At 72.0% G+C, this 16,422-nt stretch carries 16 protein-coding genes and 3 pseudogenes; 14 read left to right on the forward strand and 5 right to left on the reverse strand.

The genetic code is table 11. The features are described 5' to 3' along the window. Nucleotides 1-65 precede the first annotated feature (65 nt). The 8 genes and pseudogenes from JL475_RS14665 (at nucleotide 66) to lepB (ending at nucleotide 7,315) form a co-directional block, all read left to right on the forward strand. The gene (locus JL475_RS14665) at nucleotides 66-269 is read left to right on the forward strand and encodes an MbtH family NRPS accessory protein (protein WP_042166983.1); all 204 of its coding nucleotides are present in this window, start codon (nucleotides 66-68) and stop codon (nucleotides 267-269) included. Nucleotides 270-376: 107 nt separating this feature from the next. Continuing rightward, nucleotides 377-889 (forward strand): GNAT family N-acetyltransferase, encoded by a 513-nt coding sequence (locus JL475_RS14670; RefSeq protein ID WP_202278038.1) that lies wholly within the window; start codon nucleotides 377-379, stop codon nucleotides 887-889. Nucleotides 890-1,089: 200 nt separating this feature from the next. Next, nucleotides 1,090-1,377, forward strand: a pseudogene (locus tag JL475_RS41710) (IS30 family transposase); the annotation flags it as partial. A gap of 35 nt (nucleotides 1,378-1,412) precedes the next feature. Next, on the forward strand, nucleotides 1,413-1,595 hold the full coding sequence (locus tag JL475_RS39975; RefSeq protein WP_237407133.1) for a hypothetical protein: 183 nt from the start codon (nucleotides 1,413-1,415) through the stop codon (nucleotides 1,593-1,595). 662 nt (nucleotides 1,596-2,257) lie between these two features. Beyond that, complete coding sequence (locus tag JL475_RS14680) at nucleotides 2,258-4,240, forward strand: fibronectin type III domain-containing protein (protein ID WP_202278040.1); 1,983 nt, start codon at nucleotides 2,258-2,260, stop codon at nucleotides 4,238-4,240. A gap of 453 nt (nucleotides 4,241-4,693) precedes the next feature. Next, nucleotides 4,694-6,301: a multicopper oxidase family protein gene (locus tag JL475_RS14685; protein ID WP_202278041.1), complete on the forward strand. Its 1,608-nt coding sequence runs from the start codon at nucleotides 4,694-4,696 to the stop codon at nucleotides 6,299-6,301. Beyond that, nucleotides 6,285-6,788 carry a hypothetical protein gene (locus JL475_RS14690; protein WP_202278042.1) on the forward strand — a complete coding sequence of 168 codons (504 nt, stop codon included), beginning with the start codon at nucleotides 6,285-6,287 and terminating at the stop codon, nucleotides 6,786-6,788. The genes JL475_RS14685 and JL475_RS14690 overlap by 17 nt, the downstream gene beginning before the upstream one ends. Continuing rightward, on the forward strand, nucleotides 6,785-7,315 hold the full coding sequence (lepB, locus tag JL475_RS14695; protein WP_202278043.1) for a signal peptidase I: 531 nt from the start codon (nucleotides 6,785-6,787) through the stop codon (nucleotides 7,313-7,315). Before JL475_RS14690 ends, lepB begins: the two co-directional genes overlap by 4 nt. 104 nt (nucleotides 7,316-7,419) lie before the next feature. Here lepB and JL475_RS14700 read toward each other — a convergent pair whose 3' ends face one another. After that, nucleotides 7,420-7,791 carry a response regulator transcription factor gene (locus JL475_RS14700; protein ID WP_202278044.1) on the reverse strand — a complete coding sequence of 124 codons (372 nt, stop codon included), beginning with the start codon at nucleotides 7,789-7,791 and terminating at the stop codon, nucleotides 7,420-7,422. 167 nt (nucleotides 7,792-7,958) lie between these two features. Here JL475_RS14700 and JL475_RS14705 point away from each other — a divergent pair, with 167 nt between their 5' ends. From JL475_RS14705 to JL475_RS14720, 4 genes are all read left to right on the forward strand, one after another. Beyond that, entirely contained in the window at nucleotides 7,959-8,624 is a 666-nt protein-coding gene (locus JL475_RS14705) for a response regulator transcription factor (RefSeq protein ID WP_202278045.1), read from the forward strand. Beyond that, nucleotides 8,617-9,945 carry a sensor histidine kinase gene (locus tag JL475_RS14710; RefSeq protein ID WP_202278046.1) on the forward strand — a complete coding sequence of 443 codons (1,329 nt, stop codon included), beginning with the start codon at nucleotides 8,617-8,619 and terminating at the stop codon, nucleotides 9,943-9,945. Before JL475_RS14705 ends, JL475_RS14710 begins: the two co-directional genes overlap by 8 nt. Before the next feature lie 107 nt (nucleotides 9,946-10,052). Next, nucleotides 10,053-11,441 carry a copper resistance CopC/CopD family protein gene (locus JL475_RS14715; RefSeq protein WP_202278047.1) on the forward strand — a complete coding sequence of 463 codons (1,389 nt, stop codon included), beginning with the start codon at nucleotides 10,053-10,055 and terminating at the stop codon, nucleotides 11,439-11,441. Nucleotides 11,442-11,629: 188 nt separating this feature from the next. Beyond that, nucleotides 11,630-12,274: a DUF1775 domain-containing protein gene (locus JL475_RS14720; RefSeq protein WP_202278048.1), complete on the forward strand. Its 645-nt coding sequence runs from the start codon at nucleotides 11,630-11,632 to the stop codon at nucleotides 12,272-12,274. A gap of 273 nt (nucleotides 12,275-12,547) precedes the next feature. Here the strand turns inward: JL475_RS14720 and JL475_RS14725 are convergent, their stop codons facing one another. The 4 genes and pseudogenes from JL475_RS14725 to JL475_RS14740 form a co-directional block, all read right to left on the reverse strand. Next, entirely contained in the window at nucleotides 12,548-12,916 is a 369-nt protein-coding gene (locus JL475_RS14725) for a hypothetical protein (RefSeq protein ID WP_202278050.1), read from the reverse strand. 261 nt (nucleotides 12,917-13,177) lie between these two features. Next, nucleotides 13,178-14,212 (reverse strand): annotated as a pseudogene (locus JL475_RS14730) (flavin monoamine oxidase family protein); the annotation flags it as partial. Nucleotides 14,213-14,229: 17 nt separating this feature from the next. Next, nucleotides 14,230-14,697 (reverse strand): annotated as a pseudogene (locus JL475_RS14735) (hypothetical protein). A gap of 83 nt (nucleotides 14,698-14,780) precedes the next feature. After that, nucleotides 14,781-15,005, reverse strand: coding sequence for a DUF397 domain-containing protein (locus JL475_RS14740; protein WP_202278052.1), 225 nt, complete (start codon nucleotides 15,003-15,005; stop codon nucleotides 14,781-14,783). A 320-nt stretch (nucleotides 15,006-15,325) separates the two neighbouring features. Between JL475_RS14740 and JL475_RS14745 the strand changes: the two genes are divergently transcribed. Together JL475_RS14745 and JL475_RS14750 are read left to right on the forward strand one after the other, a co-directional pair. Beyond that, a complete protein-coding gene (locus tag JL475_RS14745; RefSeq protein WP_202278054.1) occupies nucleotides 15,326-16,213 on the forward strand; it encodes a helix-turn-helix transcriptional regulator in 888 nt (295 codons plus the stop codon). Then, on the forward strand, nucleotides 16,210-16,401 hold the full coding sequence (locus JL475_RS14750; protein ID WP_202278056.1) for a DUF397 domain-containing protein: 192 nt from the start codon (nucleotides 16,210-16,212) through the stop codon (nucleotides 16,399-16,401). Before JL475_RS14745 ends, JL475_RS14750 begins: the two co-directional genes overlap by 4 nt. The last annotated feature ends 21 nt before the right edge of the window (nucleotides 16,402-16,422 follow it).

A 16,422-nucleotide genomic window follows, 5' to 3' on the forward strand; every position in this document is an offset into this window, starting at 1 on the left:
CCGACACCGCACCAGCAGCCCATCGCCCACCACCCGTCCGACCCGAGAGAGCGAGACCGACAGACATGGACGAGAACACCCGCTACCAGGTGCTGCGCAACGACGAGGAGCAGTACTCGCTGTGGCCAGTCGACGTCGAGGTGCCCGCCGGCTGGCAGCCCGTCGGCAAGGAGGGCACGGAGGCGGAGTGCTCCGCCTACGTCGACGAGGTCTGGACCGACATGCGCCCGCGCAGCCTGCGCGAGCGCATGGAGAACGCCGAAGCCTGACGCGCCCCGCGCAGCCACGAAGCGCAGGCCGGGATGCGTCCCACCACCGCACCCCGGCCTCGGCCCTGCCTGCCCGCCCGTCCGCCAGTCCGTCCCGAGGAGCCGTCATGACACCGGTCCTGCACACCGAACGACTCACGTTCCGGCCCTACCGCCCCGAGGACGAGGACGTCTTCGTGGCCCTGCTGCGCGACGAGGAGGTCTGCCGCTGGATGGGCCAGGAACGCGTGCCGAAGGCCGACCTCCGCACGCTGTTCCGCGCCATCCTCACCGAGGTCTACCCGAAGCGCAGGTTCGACGTGTGGGGACTGTGGCGCGAGGAGGTCTACGTCGGCCACGCGGAGGTGAAGAAGACCGGCAACGTCGACGGCCACGAACTGATCACCGCCCTCGCCCCCGAGCACTGGGGCCGGGGCCTGGGCACCGAAGTGATCCGCGGTCTGCTCCGCCACGCCGCCGACAACCTGGGCCTGAAGGAGGTCTACGGCATGGTCGGCGCCGACAACACCGCCAGCCTGGCACTGTGCCGCCGCCTGGGCACCCGACACGTGCGCGACGTGGTCGGCGACGACGGCACGGTGACCAAGATGGTGGTGATCTCCACGACTGACCCGGACTGACGCCGGGAGCCGGCCCGGAACACCACGGTGCCGTCCCCACGCCCTCGATCCGGCTCCGCGCCCCCTCCTGAGGGGCGGCCCCGGCCAGTCGGCCGAGCCCTCCCCCCCCCGGTCGTGGCCGGACCCGGGAGGGCGTTCGGGCCCTGTGGGACGGCTGGGGAACCGAGGACACCGTGTCGGGCCGGTGGCGTTCGCAGACCATGGACGCGGTCTCCCTCCGCGAGTGGCCTGTCGAAGCCGACAGCCGCACGGTGCCGGACCGCTGGGAGGGCGACCTGCTCCCGGGCCGCAGTCCGACTCGGATCGCCGCGGTCGTCGAACGTTCCCCCCGCTTCGCGAGTCCGGTCCGGTGCGACGGCCGAGACGCAGCCGCCGTCACCGCGCGGCTGTCCGAGAAGCCACGCAGCCCGCCCACCACGCTCCGCAAGACCCTGACGCGGGATCGCGGGACGGAGCTCGCCGGTCACCAGGAGACGACCGCTGCCACCGGCCTTGACGTGCACTTCGCCGACCCGCGCAGCCCGTGGCAGCGCGGCACGAACGAGAACCCGATCGCCTGCCCCGTCAGTACCTGCCCGAAGACACCAGCATGGGGCGCCTGCCCCAGGACGACCTCGACGCCATCGCGCTCAAACCGAACAGCCGTCCTCGCGGAACGCTCGGCTTCGACACGCCGGCCGATGCGCTGACGGCCCTGTTGCGTTGATCGATCGAGTCCACCCTGGGCGACCCGGCCGATGGAGCGGTCGCCGCCTCGGCACGCCTCGACGGTCTCTGCCTCGAACTCCGCCGTGAACGAGCGGCGAGGACGCGGCTTCTTCCTCCCCATGCCCTCCGTGGTGGACATCCTTCCGGGACCCGGTCCCTGATCCTGGATGTCCGCCGAAGTGAATCAAGCCCGGTCCGGGTGCGGGCGCGGTCGGGCCGCCTTCGCGTGAGCGGCGGCGTGCTGGGCTGTGAAGGCGCGCAGTGCCACGAGGTCCTTGGAGCGGGGCCGCATCCGGCATGCCTCGGTGCTGTCGGTCCACTGTGTGTTGCCCGTCCGGCGGTCGGGCAAGGGGTTTTCGCCCCGGGCACGAGGCGTGCCAGGCGACGTGGCACGCGGCGCCTCGAGCACTCCGAAAGCCCGGCCGTCCCGTGGCGGGGCTTCACCGTGTGCGGTTGCCCCGCCTTCTGGTCCCGGACCATCCGCTCGCGTCGCCCCGCGGCACGCCGTGGGAAGGGGCGACCCCTCCAGATTGGGGATAGGGGGGTGCCCAAGACGAGGCTGCCGCGGTGTAGGGGAATCGGGGACCTTGGAACCCGCTCGTCGCAGCCGACCGCCCGGCGCCGGTCGGTCCGTGTGTCGCCACAGAGGGGAACGTCGTCATGAGCAAGTTCGCGCGGGGCGGGGGCAGAGGAAAACGTACCGCCGGCCTCGTCATCTCCGGCATGGTGATCAGCGCCTCGATGGCGCCCGTCACCGCCCAAGCAGCTGTTCCGGTCTTCCCGGACAACATCACGATCTTCCCGGACCGGGACTTCGTCTCCATCGACGGATTCTCCGAGCACGCGGGAGAACAGGTGACCGTCGAGGTGCGGCGCCCCGGCGTCGGCGTCGTCGGCTCGGCCACCGGCGCGATGGCCGCGGCGGCCTCGATCGCGGCGGGCAACCCGGCCATCGAGATCAATCACCCGGGCGGCCTGTGCTGGGGCGCGGGCGGCGGCCCCCAGGTGACCCCGGACATCCGGGCCGGGGACGTGGTGTCGGTCAAGTTCGGCGGCACCGTGGCCGCCGACGCCACGACCCTCGATCTCGGTGTCACCGGCGGCACCCTGACCACGCCGACCACCCTGGTGATCCAGGGGCGGCTCGGGCCCCAGGTCGATCCGACGTTCCTGGAACAGCGGATCGTCGAACCGGCGCTGCGCGACACCGTGGTGGGACGGCGCGACGTGCGGGCGGCGCCCGGTCCGCTCACGAACGCGCCGAAGGGCGGCTACGCCTCCGGGCTGCAGGTGGCCGACGGCGAGTTCACCGCGACCTACGAGTTCCTCGACGCGGACACGGCCGCCACCGCCGCCGGCGGTATGTACATGGCGACGAGCTGGCAGGACCAGGACTCCGACGGCAACACCCAGGGCGTGACGATCTCGGAGTTCGGCGAGGTGGGCGGGCCCGGGATGGGCGGCTGCCCGCCCGGTCCGTCCCAGCAGGGGCCGGCCTCGCCGACCGACGTCGAGGTGCACGACCAGGGCGACTCGACGTCCGTGAGCTGGACCCCGCCGAAGCCCGTCCCCGGCGCCGCGCCGGTCCTCGGATACACCGTGCGAGCCGTCGACCAGCTCAGCAGGAACAGCGTGCAGAGCGAGGTCGGCGTCCGCGTCAACGATCCGGACGCGACCTCGGCGACTCTGCCGGGCTCCGTCAAGGGCAGGCGCGTCGAGGTCAGGTCGTTCAGCGAGACCGGCGAGTCCTGGCCGCCCGCGCTGCAGGGCAACACCCCGTCGGGCGACACCACGCCGCCGACCGTGACCGCGAAGCCCGCCGGCGGCTTCTACACGGACGACACGCAGGTCACCCTCAGCGCCGACGAGACCGGTTCGGAGATCTACTACACGCTCGACGGCTCCGACCCGCTGGAGGCGGGCACCGCCGGGCCTGCGGCCACGCTGTACACCGGGCCGATCGAGCTGACGGCGTCCGACGGGCCGAAGACCCTGCGGTACGTGGCCTTCGACCCGGCCGGCAACGCCTCGCAGGCCAGGACGGAGAAGTACACGTTCGGGTCGACCAGGGCGCCGAGCGCCCCGCAGGGGGTCACCGTCCAGGGCTCCAACGCGAGCGCGACGGTCCGCTGGACGGCGCCCGAGGACCCGGGCACGTCGCCCCTCACGGGCTACGAGATCACCGCGACGCCCGCCTCGGGGTCGCCGGTCACGGTCACGGCCGGGCCCAGCGCGTCCAGCCTGCTCTTCACCGGGCTGACGAACGACACGAAGTACACCGTGACGGTCGTCGCCGTGAACGCGGTGGGCAGGGGCGCGGCGTCGACGCCGGCCGACGTCACCCCGAAGGTACCCGCGGTCGACAAGATCGTGATCACCCTCGCCAAGTGGAAGTCCGGAGACCTCAGGCTCGACGGCACCGGGTCCGTCCCCGGCGCGTCGCTGACGTTCCGCTCCGGGTCGCCGACCGGTCCCGTCTTCGCCACCGGCGTGATCGTGCAACCGGCCGCGGCGGGCGCGGTCAACGGGGCCTGGAGCCTGCGCCTGAGGACCGGCAGTGCCGCGACCAGCAACCCGTCCCCCGTCCACATCTCGTCCGACAAGGGCGGAACCCTGGGACCGGTGACCGTGCCGAACAGCTAGGGCCTGGCGCGGAGGCCCCGCCTGCCCGGCGGCGGACGGCGGGATTCTCGCAACAGCACCGGCCGGCCGGTGCCCCGTCAGGCGGGTTCGTTCCCTCAGACGAACCCCGCGGCCGGGGAGCCGGCCAGGACAGGGCAGCCGTGGGAGCCCCCGGTTCACCGGCCGTCCTGTTTCCTCCGGGCAGCCGGTGGCCCCCCCTCCACCGGCTGCCCGCTCCTTGCCTTCCCGCCTGGTCGCCTCTCCTCAGCGGTGTGTTCAGGAGCATCGCGGGCCCCGCGGCCGAGGAGCACGACCGGCGGGCCATGTGCGGCGCCGTACATGACCCACCGCGTACGACCAGCACCGACCAGCACCGACCAGCACCGAGAAAAGAAACACGGGCATCCGCGACTCCAGGGGGAGAGCAGGGCCCGAGCGCCGCTTCGGCGGCCCACCATGGGGGTGAGCACGCACATGCATGAAAACGCGCTGTCCAGACGTGATGTGATGAAGTTCGGCGTCCTCGCGTCGGCAGCCCTGGCGCTGCCGCTCGAACGCGTCGCGCGCGCCAAGACCGCTTCCGACCGGATCGCGGTCAGCAAGTTCCCGAAGCCGTTCACCGTGCCGTTCACGGTGCCGCCCGAGGCGGTTCCGACCAAGCGGTCGAGCACCACCGACTACTACACCATCAGCATGCGCAGCGCGGCGACGGAGATCCTGCCCGGCATGAAGACCGAGACCTGGTCGTACGACGGGACGTTCGGCGGCCCGACGATCCGGGCCACGCGGGGCCGTCCGGCCGTCGTACGGCAGATCAACGAACTCCCCTCGGTGCACCCCCGACTGCGGTACGAGTCGTGGACCTCGGTGCACCTGCACGGATCGGGATCGCTGCCGGAGTACGACGGCTACGCCAGCGACATCACACGGCCCGGCCAGTACAAGGACTACCGGTACCCGAACTTCCAGGACGCCCGGACGCTCTGGTACCACGACCACGGCGTCCACCACACTGCCGAGAACGCGTACATGGGCCTCGCCGCGATGTACACGATGCACGACGAGCTGGAGCAGTCGCTGCCCATCCCGAAGGGCCGGTACGACGTCCCGCTACTCATCCGCGACGCCATGTTCGACCGCGACGGACAGCTGCTGTACGACGACGAGGGGCACTCCGGGATCTTCGGTGATGTGATCCTGGTCAACGGCCGGCCCTGGCCCGTGATGAAGGTCGAGCGGCGCAAGTACCGCTTCAGGATCCTGAACTGCGCGATCTCGCGGGGCTTCAAGTTCGCGCTCAGCACCGGCGACCCGTTCGTCTTCATCGGGACGGACGCCGGGCTGATGCCGCAGCCCCGTTCGGCGACCAGCTACCGGCACGGCATGGCCGAACGGTACGAAATCATCATCGACTTCGCCAAGTACAGGATCGGCCAGCGGGTGGTCCTGAAGAACCTGCGCGTGCCGAACGTCGAGGACTTCGACACCACCGGTGACGTGATGGCCTTCGACGTCGTCAGCGACCCCACCGACCTGTCGGGCAACACGATCCCGGACCTGCTGAACCCGAACGCGCCCGCGATGGACCTCACCGCGGCGATGGCGAAGAAGACCCGGAGGTTCGAGTTCATCCGCAAGAACGGAACCTGGACCGTCAACGGCAAGACCTGGGCCGACGTCGTCGCCTCCGACTACGAGTACGTCTGGGCCGACCCGGGACTCGGGGACGTCGAGGTCTGGGAGTTCGTCAACACGTCCGGAGGCTGGTCGCACCCGGTCCACGTGCACCTGGTCGACTTCAAGGTGCTGGACCGCAACGGCAGGGCGCCCGACCCCTGGGAGCTCGGCGGCAAGGACACGGTGTACGTCGGTGAGAACGAGACGGTGCGCGTGGCGGTCAAGTTCGGCCCGCACACCGGGCGTTACATGATCCACTGCCACAACCTCGTGCACGAGGACCACGACATGATGGCGCAGTTCCGCGTGGGACCGCCCAGTACCGAGCACCATCCGGTCTTCGCCGATCCGGCGAAGACCGAGCCCGCTCCCGAGCTGGGAGGCGACGATGACACCCTCGTCTGAGGCGCCGACGACCGACGGGGCGGCGCCGGTGATGCGTACGGGCCTCGTGGGCGGCCTTCGCGCCCCGCACGTCGCGTCGCTGCTCTGCGTGGTCGCGGCAGTCGGCGACCTGGTCGCCTTCCAGCAGCGCGTGGCGCACGGCCTGGCCGGGGCCCTGCCCTTCCTGCTGGCCGCCGTCGTCCAGCTCGTCGCGGCGCGACAGGTGTGGGTCTCGCGGGGCACGGCCGCGGCGCTCTCCGCGGTCCTCGTGCTCGGTCTGCTGATCGGTTCGTACGTGGTGGCCGTCAGTACCGGCGTGCCCCTGGGGCAGCGGAACCGGCCGGTCGAGGCCGACCCGCTGCTGACGGCCGGACTGTGCACTCGGCTCGCCGCACTGCTGGTGCTCGTACGGTCCCTCTCCGGCCGCGCGCGGTCTCGGGCGGTCAACGCGCTTTTCGTCCTCGGAACGTTCCTGTGGACACTCGGGCTGACCGGCCTGCTCGGGTGAGCCCGCCGCGGCGGCCCGCGGTACGGCGCCTCGCCGTACCGCGGGCCGCCGTGCGCCGGACCGTCGCCTGCGCGGTGGTGGCCGCGGCCTTCGTGGCCGGCAGCCTCCTGCTGGGGCGCGTACGGGTGGAGTCGACCAGCATGGAGCCGACGCTCCGCGCCGGCGACCACCTGCTCGTCGACGAGCGCGCCTACTGGCGCGGAACGCCCCGGCGCGGAGACCTCGTGGTGTTCGACCACGGCGGCTCGCGGCTGGTCAAGCGGGTCGCCGCGGTGGCCGGTGACACCGTCGGGATCGAGGACGGGGTCCTCACTGTCGACGGCCGCCCCGTCACGGAGCCGGCGATCGACCGGCGGACCCTCGACGGCCTGTACTACGGGCCCGCGCACGTGCCGCCCGGCACCGTCTTCGTCCTGGGCGACAACCGCCGGCACTCCGTCGACTCCCGGCAGTTCGGCCCGGTACCCGTCGGGGAGGTGACGGGGCGGGTGCTGCTGCGCTGGTGGCCGAGTCCGGGTGCTCCGTGAGCGTGCCCCGCGTCAGGGGCCGGCACGACCCGTGACCCGCACACCGCCACGGGGACGGCACGCGGGGCCGCCGGCCGCACACCGGAAGCGATCCGCCCGGCGGATCAGTCCCGCGGCGCCACCGCCACGATCGCGTCGAGCACCACGTCGATCCCGGTGCCCTTGTGCAGCACCGTGCAGGCCCCGGCGTCGAGGGCCGCCCGTTCCAGCCGTCCGCCGACCGCGGACGTCAGCACCACGACTCGGGTGCCGGGCCGCAGGACCAGCAGCCGCCGGGTCGCTTCGGCGCCGTTCATCACCGGCATGGCGAGATCCATGAGAACCACGTCCGGCGCGAGCCGCAGGACCGCCGCGACGGCTTCCGCCCCGTCGCACGCCACGCCCACCACGTCGACGAGTGTGCTTGCGCCCAGGACGGTGGCCAGGGTGTCCCGCACGAGCTGGTGATCGTCCACGACGAGCAGGCGAATCGGCATGGCTCAACGGTGCCTGGTCCGGGGCGCCGCAGCCATCCCCAAACCAGAGGGGTCGGCTACTCGGAAAAAGCACCATTCCCGCACAGCTGATAGGCCTTTCCTCACATGTCGTGGTTCCATGTCTCCTGCGGACCGGCAACGGTGGCGGCCCGCCCGGTGGGGGGAACATGGGGGGACACAGGGGTTCGTCGCCGACGCGCGTGCTGATCGTCGACGACCATCGGACGTTTGCCGAGCTGCTGGCCTTCGCGCTCGGATCACAGCCGGACTTCGACTGCGCGGGATGCGCGGCGACCGGGTCGGCGGCGGTCGAACTGACCGTGAGGGAACACCCGGACATGGTCGTGATGGACATCTCGCTCGGCAGGGAGAGCGGACTGGACGTCACCCGGCGGGTCCGCGACGCCGCCCCGAACGCGATCGTCGTCATCGTCTCGGCGCACCGCGACCCGGACTGGGTGGTGCGGGCCGCGCAGGCGGGCGCGAGCGCGTTCGTGCCCAAGTCCGGATCGCTGGAGGAGATGCTGACCGTTCTGCGGGAGGTGCGGCAGGGGTCGATGCTGGTGTCGGCGTCGATGTTCGGCGACGCCGGCCGGTCCCAGGTCACCGACGAGCCCGGTGCGGCCAATCTCACCGCCCGGGAGTCCGAGGTGCTCGGCCTGATGGGCAAGGGCCTGGCGCCGGCCGCGATCGCCAGGCTGCTGGGGATCAGCGTCAACACCTGCCGCGGCTACGTGAAGGCGATCCACCTCAAACTCGGGGTGCGCTCGCAGTTGGAGGCCGTCGTGAAGGCGCAACGGCTCGGCCTTGTCGAGGCGGGCACCGATGGCTGACCGGACGGGCGGCGGCCCCACGGCGGAGACGGGGGGCAGCAGAACCGTCCGGCGGGCGCTGGTCGCGATGGTGCTCATCGGAGTGGGTGCCTTCGCGGTCGTCGGGGCGGGCACCGTGGTGGCCGCCGACTCGATCGCGGAGAAGACCGCGCTCGCCGAGGCGGCCCGCTCCGCGCAGCTCATGGGCAACGTGATCTTCAAGCCGGCCATGCCGGCGCTGCTCCGCGGGGACGTCTCCGCGCGGGCACGGCTGGACGAGGCCGTCAGGGCCCGGCAGCACGAGGCCGGCGTCGTCCGGGTGAAGGTGTGGAACCGACAGGGCGACGTCCTGTACTCCAACGAGCACCACTCCATCGGGATGTCCTTCCCTAACGACGACGTGCGCAGGACCATCGACGAGCGGGCGAGCTGGGCCGACCTGTCCGACCTGTCCGACGAGGAGAACGTCACCGAACGCCACGGCGGCCGCCGCCTCGTGGAGGTCTACGTCCCGCTCGACCTGGACTCCGGTGAACGGCTGGCGCTCGAGGTGTACTCCACCGACGCCCGCGTCGCCACCGCGCGGACCGAGCTGATGCACACCCTCGTGCCCTTCTCCATCGTGGCGCTGCTGCTTCTGCTGGTGGCTCAACTTCCTTTGTCAATACACCTGTTGCGCCGCGTCAGCAAGGCGGACGCGGAACGCAGCCGACTGCTGGGCAAAGCCCTGACCGCCTCTGAACGGGAGCGGCGCGCGATCGCCCGTGACCTGCACGACGGAGTGGTGCAGGACCTCGCCGGGGCCGGATACGCCCTGTCGGCCGTCCGCGGCGCACTGCCCCCGGGGGCCGGCGCCACGGCCGACGGCATGCTCGACAAGGTCGGTGAGGTCCTGCGCGGCGCCGTCGGTTCACTGCGCACGATGATGGTGGACATCTATCCGCCGGACCTGACCGAGGACGGTCTGCCGCAGGCGGTCGAACTGCTTGCCGAACGCCTGCGCAGGGAGGGCCTCAGCGTCACCACGACCGTCGAGGTCCGGGCCTCGCTCGGGCCCGACCTCGCCGCTCTCGTCTACCGCTGCATGCGGGAGTGCGTCACGAACGTCCTCAAGCACGCCGAGGCACGGCACGCCTGGATCGAGGTCACCGGCGGTGGGGAACGGCTGCTGATGCGGGTGGCGGACGACGGGAAGGGCCCGGGAGAAGCACTCGGCAAGACCGGTCACCTCGGCCTGCAGCTCATCCGGGACACCGTCACCGAACTGGGCGGCGGGATGACGGTCGCCGAACGCCCCGACGGTGGCACCGAGGTCCGTACCGTGCTGCCGCTGCGCACCTGACCCCCTCGTTTTGAGGGGGCCGCACCCCCAAAGGCGAGGCTGCCGCAGGCGGCGGCGAGGCCCCACCCTGGACGCATTGCGTCTCAAGGGCACCCGGGGGGAAACGGATGCGCCGCATCATCACCATGTTCTGCCTTGTTCTCTGCCTGGCGGCCGCGTCCGCCGGGCCCGCCTCCGCGCACACCGGCGTACGGTCGAGCGATCCCGCCGCCGGTGAGGTGCTGCCCGGCCTGCCCGTCCAGGCGGCGCTGACGTTCCGACAGCCGGTGACCGCGAGGGAGAACGCGGTGCGCGTGTTCGACGACCACATGCGCCGAGTGGACCTCGGCGGCCACGCCGACGACCGGCCCGATCCCGTCGTTCGGACCGCCCTGCCCGGCGGCCTGCACCCGGGTACGTACACCGTGGCCTGGCAGGTGACGTCGGCCGACGGACATCCCGTGGCAGGCACCTTCCGTTTCTCCATCCACAGGACCAGCCAGGTCGTCGGCGTCGTCCCGCCGCTCGGCGGTTCCGGCAGCGCGTGGGCGAGCCGCCTCCTCGGCGTGTCACGCGCGGCCGGTTACGCCGGACTCGCGCTCGGCCCCGGCGTGCTGCTGGTCGTACTGTGGCTGTGGCCCGCCGGGCTGCGTGACCGCGGCACCCGGGGCCTGGTGTGGGCGGGGCTCGGCCTGCTGGCCACCGGCACCCTCGCGGTCCTGGCCGTCCACGCCGTCTGGGCCGACGGCCGGCCCCTGTCGGACGCCTGGTCCGGCTCCAGCGCCCACCAGCACGCGGCGCTCGCCGACCACGCCTACGCCGTACGCTTCTACGCCCTTCTCGCCCTGGGCGCCGCGACCGTGCTCGCGACCCTCGCGGCCGGCGCGTCGGGCAGGCGGGCCAGGGCGGCGGCCCTCGGGGCGACCGCGGCGGCCGTGGTCCTGTGGAGCACGTGGCCGGTGACCGGCCACTCCGTCGACGGACGGTACACGTTCCTCGCCCTGGCCGCCGACTTCGCCCATCTCGCCGCGATGACCGTGTGGCTGGGCGGACTCGCGCTGGCCGCGGCGGTTCTGGCGAGGCCGGGAGCCGTCACCGCGTCGGCCTCCGTGCTGCCCCGGTTCTCCCGGCTCGCATTCGCCTGTGTGACCGTGCTCGTCGTGACGGGCACCTTCCAGGCGTGGCGTGAAGTGGGCACCGTCGGCGCCCTCTTCGACACCCGGTTCGGCCGACTGCTGCTCCTGAAGACGGCCGGTGTGGCCGTGCTCGTCGCGCTCGGCGGCGTCGCCCGGCGCTGGCTGCGCCGGCACACGACGGTCCCGACACCGACTTCCTCTGCCGCCGGACCCGTCGACGGAACCGGGGCGACGGCGACACCGGTCGCGTCGGCGCCTCCCGTGCTGCCGGACACGGCACACGTACGCACCCTCCGGCGCGGCCTAGTGGCGGAACTGCTCGTCGGGGCCCTCGTCCTGAGCGTCACGGCGGCCATGGTCGTCACCAATCCCCCCGCGTGAGGCAACGCTTCACCGGGCCGCACACCGGCCGTCCCCCCTCAGCGGGTACGGCCCTGAAACGCCCGGCGTCACGGCGCAGTCCGCCGCCGACGCCGTACAGAACCATCCCGCGCCGGATTCAGGCCGGCCGCTCCCACGCCCCTGTCGTCCGTGACCGGTGTGCACGGACACCGAGAGAGGAATCACCCATGACATTTCTCCGACGACCGGCCCGGACGGCCGCGACCCTGCTGACCGCGGGCCTGCTCATGGTGACGGCGGCCCCCGCCCTGGCGCATGTGCACGTGCACTCCGAGGACGAGGTGAAGCCGGGCGCGAAGGACGTGCGGATGACGTTCCACGTACCCAACGAGAGGGACGACGCGCGCACCGTCGGTGTGTGGATCGAGGCACCGAAGGGCGTGCGGGGGATGCGTGCGGAGCAGGCGAAGGGGTGGACCGCGCGGCAGCAGGCACCCGACGGCGGAAGCGGCACCGTCGGCTGGTCCGGCGGCGCGATCAGCGGCGAGGACGGGGCCGACTTCGTCGTGCACATCGGTCACGTCCCCACCGGCGTGGACGCGCTGACCTTCGTCGCCAAGCAGCGGTACGACGACGGCAAGGTCGTCTCCTGGGACCAGCCGGCCGAGGAGGGCAAGCCCGAACCGGAGCACCCCGCACCGGTGTTGGGTCTCACCGGAGCGTCCCACGCGGAGTCGGCGCCCCACGCCGGACAGAACCCGGGACTCGCGCGGACGGCGGCGGTCGTCTGCGGTGCGGTGGTCCTCCTGGCGGCCGCCGCGCTGCCGGCGCTGCGCTCCACGGCGCGACGCCGGAAAGCCGTCTCCCGCTGAGCCGTTCCCCCTACGAGGCCGCAGCGCACGCACCCGCGCGGCCACCTCCTGCCCCGCACATCTCCGCAACCCGGCCCTGCCACAGCCGGCCACTTGAACCGCGGCACCGTTCCTGCTCGCCCACGACCCGAGGCACACCGGAGGACCCGACCCGCGCGTCGGGCTCAGCCGTACCCACCCGGCCACGGGCGACCACGGCTGCGGGTCGGGCCGCAGGAAACTCACAGTGAGGTGCTTCTCGATCACCGTCTGCGCGTGGACGGCGAGGCGGGCCTAATCGCGGCAGTTCCGGTCGAATGCCTGGCGGAACGCAAAGTCGTACCCGGACCTGTATCCGTCGCGGTAGCCGCGTCGGTAGTCACGGTTGCCGTGACGGGCCCGGTCGTCGTAGCGGTCGCGGTAGCCGCAGTCGCGACCGTCCCTGCGCCCGTCGCGGAGTCCGTCGCGGAGTCCGTCGCGGACGCCGCGACGGTAGTCGGCGATCGAGGTGGGCGCCAGAGTCCGGCTGACCTCCGGCGCCGCTGCGGTTGCTGTCTGGGGAACGGCGGCGGAGGCCTGCGAGGCCGCGGCTGACGGGATCGCGAAGGCGGTCGCGAAGACGAGCGGACTCACGAGCGAGACCGCAATCCTCTGTGCACGCATGACGATCTCCTTTCCGGCAATGAGGCTTCGGGGAAGCCTGACTGCACCACCAAGGCGATGGGGAAAACCTGGTGTTTGCTGCAGACGACGCTGCGCGAAGGGGGAAGGTTCCGCGTACCGGTGGTCACCTCGCGTTGTGCCCTCGGCCTCTGCGCGAGGGCGGAGGTCGCCGCTGACGCGGCCTTCCATCCTTGGTACCTCATCTCCGCTTGTCTGTCCTGTTTTCGACGACGCGTTCGGGAGCCGCTCGGCCCGCGCGGCTCATGCGGTGTGGATCTCCAAGGCGGTACGCACGGCGGACTCCACGGCTCCCTCGATCCACGCGGGTTTGACGGACGTGTGGTCCCCGGCGAAGTGCAACGGCCCTTCGCGCACGGGGATGGCGGGCAGCAACTCCGTGTGCTGCCCGGGCAGGGGCACGGACGCCTCCCCGTAGGCGTAGGGGTCGCGCAGCCAGCTCTGTGTGCGGCCCGCGCCGGTGTAGAAGACCTCGATGCGCTGGCCGTAGACCTGCTGGAGGCCGCACAGAGCGTGCGGATACCGTGCGTCGTCGTCCAGGGAGTCCCAGCGCAGAGCGTCGTCCGCCCAGCTGTAGGAGGCCAGGACCACACCCCCTGCGCTGCCCGGAACCGGATGGGACGGGTGGAACATGAACCGGTTGGCGTTGTCCGACACCGAGCCGCCGCCCACGACGTCGACCGCCTCCGGCTGGTCGCGCGCGACCGCGCGGTTGGCGGCGTAGTGGGTGCGCTGACCCTCTGTGACGTGCCCGGCGGGCACGGAGGGGTGGGCGCCGAGCAGGCTGCCGTCCGCGGGGGCGCGACCGGTGCGGTAGACGTCGTACAGACCCGGGTCGACGGTGCGCAACTCCCGTTTCCAGTCGGCCTCGTCGAACTCCCACCAACGACGGCTGAACTCCAGCAGCACCTTGGTCGCGCTGTCGTAGTGCAGTTCGCAGACCGCCCGGCGCTTGCCGTACGACATGGGCGGGTCGACCTGCACGTGACGCAGTCCGGAGGACGGCACCGTGACCACGGCGACGTCCGCGGTGAACTGCTCGCGTACGACGGGACCGCCGCGGCCCTCCGACACGGTGTCCACCCACACGTGCGGACCCTTGCTCCGGACGTGCCCGGTGTCCGGTGAGGGGCGGTCCGGGTGGTGGTACTCGATGCGTGTGACACGGCGGTCGAACCGCACGTCCTTGCGCACGCGTTCCAACAGGGCATCCGGCAGTACGGCCGTGCCGCCCTCCAACTCGTAGAAGGGCGTGTCGGGGCTGATGAGGGAGGAGCCGGTGCGCGCCGGGTTCCCTACGCGCACGGGCAGGCCAGTTCGGGGGCCGCGCGGTTGGGGGAGCACGTCACCACGGCCAGGGAGAGGTACGAGGGCCGTTCGAGGTAGCAGCCGTACGACACGTCGGCGCCCGAGTGCAGGCGTTCGGCGGCGGCGTCCACCAGCCGGGCCAAGCGCGCGGTGTCCCGGTCGTCCTCCGCCGCGAACCGCGGGGCGTACTAGGCCAGCCGCTCGCCGAGCCAGGCCGCCGCCTCCTTCGCCCCGTCCCAGGTGCCCCGCACCAGTGAGCGGGGCTTGACGAGCCAGTACGCCGTCTCCAGGGGCGGGAGGTCCGAGGTCCGGAACTCCGCGGCCACCTGGCGGTAGCGCTCGATCAGTTCCGGCCTGCTTCCGGGCGGGGGCGGATCGGGGTGCGGGGGCCGCCGCAGGGCCTCGTCGTCGAAGCGTTCCTTCGGGCCGGTCCAGAGGTAGGCGTGGTGGTGCACGAGCCGTTCCCGTTTCGAGGAGCGCCGGCCGGACAGGGGGAGGGACCCGGTCCGGCCGGCGGTGGGGAGGGGAGGGGGGAGGGTCAGGCGCCGAGGCCGAAGCGCGCCGGGTCGATACCGGCGGCGGCCAGCTCCTGCGTGGTGAACCGCAGCGGCTGCGCGTCCGGCCGCTTGCTGTCGCCCAGGGCCCAGGCGTCCTCGCCGATCCGGGCCAGGGTCACGCACCCCTCGGTGCAGGGGCCGCCGCACGCCTTCGTGAACGAGGCCCCGCTGATGTCGAACGCGTACAGGTTGGTTCCGTTCTGCATGACTGCACCTTCCAGCTCGTCTGACGCGGCCAGGACCGGCCGCCGCCGCCCGTGGTGGGCGGGAGTGCGCGGGAGGGGAGACGGCCGCCCGGGTGTTTCCGCAGGTGAGCGGCGGACGCGGGCGGTTTCTCCCGACTCTCCGTGACCTCAGAGTGGCGGGCGGACGGGGCGGGGACGAGTGTGGCACCCCATACGCTGAGTCAGCGTACGGACACGAAGAGTGGACGGTACGTCTGATTGTCCGTCACGCTGGCCGGTGAACGCGAGGCGGCGTGAGGAGCCGTCGCGATGCGGTCCGCAGGAGAGGAAAGGGGCGGCGGATGGACGTGGTCGGAGTCGAGGGGGAGGCGGCCGGGAGCGGCGGCGCGCGGGCGGTTCCGGCGGGGGAGTGGGAGCGGGAGCCGCATCCGTCGGACAGCCTGCGCACGTTCGGCGCCGTCGTCCAGGCACTGCGCGAGCACGCGGGACTCAGCCGGGTCGATCTCGGCGCCCGGGTCCAGTACTCCAAACACACGGTCGAGTCGGTGGAGTTGGGGCGCCGGATGCCGGACGAGGCGTTCGTGGAGCGGGCGGAGGAGGCGCTGGGCAACACGGGTGCGCTGCGGAAGGCGGCCCGGCATCTCACGCGCGGCGAGGCGGGGCTGGCGGCGTGGTTCCGGCGGTGGGCGCGGCTGGAGCGGGAGGCGGTGAGCCTGTGCACGTACGAGTGCCGGCTGGTTCCGGGGCTGTTGCAGTCGGAGGCGTATGCGCGGGCGGTGTTCGACAACAGCATTCCGCTGCTGACCGACGAGCAGACGGAGGCACAGGTCGCGGCCCGGATGGACCGGCAGGCGATGATGCGGGAGCGGCCGACCGTGCCGTTCGGCTTCATCGTGGAGGAGTCGGTTTTCCGGCGCGGGCTGGGTGGAGCGCAGGTGCAGGCGAACATGCTGGACCACGTGCTTGAGCTGACTGCGCCGCGCAACGTGACGCTTCAAGTGGTGCCGGTGAAGTTGGAGTTCCACGGCTGCCTGGATGGACCTATGCGAATTTTGGAAACCCCGGAGGGGCGCCGAGTCGGCTACTCCGAGGGGCAGCAGAACGGACGGCTGATCTCCGACGCGAAAGAGATGAGTCTGCTCTGTCGACGCTATGACACACTGCGCTCACAGGCCCTGAATCCCCAGGAATCCCGGGACCTGCTGGAGCGACTGCGAGGAGAGCTATGAGCAGCGGTATGTCGGAACTCGCCTGGTTCAAGTCCAGCTACAGCGGCACCCAGGGCGACGACTGCGTGGAGGTCGCGATCGCCGAACAGGCCGTCCACGTAAGGGACTCCAAGGACGTGACCCGCCCGACCTTCACCGTCGGCCACGAAGGCTGGGGGCAGTTCGTCCGGTTCGCGTCGGAACACTGAGCGACGTGAGGGCGTGCCGTC

Source organism: Streptomyces sp. M2CJ-2 (assembly GCF_016757295.1).
Taxonomy (GTDB): Bacteria; Actinomycetota; Actinomycetes; order Streptomycetales; family Streptomycetaceae; genus Streptomyces.

Bases quoted from the DNA above. Each gene is read 5' to 3' on its own strand.
- JL475_RS14710 (WP_202278046.1), top strand. From the start codon at position 8,617: ATGGCTGACCGGACGGGCGGCGGCCCCACGGCGGAGACGGGGGGCAGC.
- JL475_RS14690 (WP_202278042.1), top strand. From the start codon at position 6,285: ATGACACCCTCGTCTGAGGCGCCGACGACCGACGGGGCGGCGCCGGTG.
- JL475_RS14745 (WP_202278054.1), top strand. From the start codon at position 15,326: ATGGACGTGGTCGGAGTCGAGGGGGAGGCGGCCGGGAGCGGCGGCGCG.
- JL475_RS14725 (WP_202278050.1), bottom strand. From the start codon at position 12,916: ATGCGTGCACAGAGGATTGCGGTCTCGCTCGTGAGTCCGCTCGTCTTC.
- JL475_RS14705 (WP_202278045.1), top strand. From the start codon at position 7,959: ATGGGGGGACACAGGGGTTCGTCGCCGACGCGCGTGCTGATCGTCGAC.
- JL475_RS14750 (WP_202278056.1), top strand. From the start codon at position 16,210: ATGAGCAGCGGTATGTCGGAACTCGCCTGGTTCAAGTCCAGCTACAGC.
- JL475_RS14715 (WP_202278047.1), top strand. From the start codon at position 10,053: ATGCGCCGCATCATCACCATGTTCTGCCTTGTTCTCTGCCTGGCGGCC.
- JL475_RS14670 (WP_202278038.1), top strand. From the start codon at position 377: ATGACACCGGTCCTGCACACCGAACGACTCACGTTCCGGCCCTACCGC.
- JL475_RS14685 (WP_202278041.1), top strand. From the start codon at position 4,694: ATGCATGAAAACGCGCTGTCCAGACGTGATGTGATGAAGTTCGGCGTC.
- JL475_RS14720 (WP_202278048.1), top strand. From the start codon at position 11,630: ATGACATTTCTCCGACGACCGGCCCGGACGGCCGCGACCCTGCTGACC.
- JL475_RS14680 (WP_202278040.1), top strand. From the start codon at position 2,258: ATGAGCAAGTTCGCGCGGGGCGGGGGCAGAGGAAAACGTACCGCCGGC.
- JL475_RS14665 (WP_042166983.1), top strand. From the start codon at position 66: ATGGACGAGAACACCCGCTACCAGGTGCTGCGCAACGACGAGGAGCAG.
- JL475_RS14700 (WP_202278044.1), bottom strand. From the start codon at position 7,791: ATGCCGATTCGCCTGCTCGTCGTGGACGATCACCAGCTCGTGCGGGAC.
- JL475_RS14740 (WP_202278052.1), bottom strand. From the start codon at position 15,005: ATGCAGAACGGAACCAACCTGTACGCGTTCGACATCAGCGGGGCCTCG.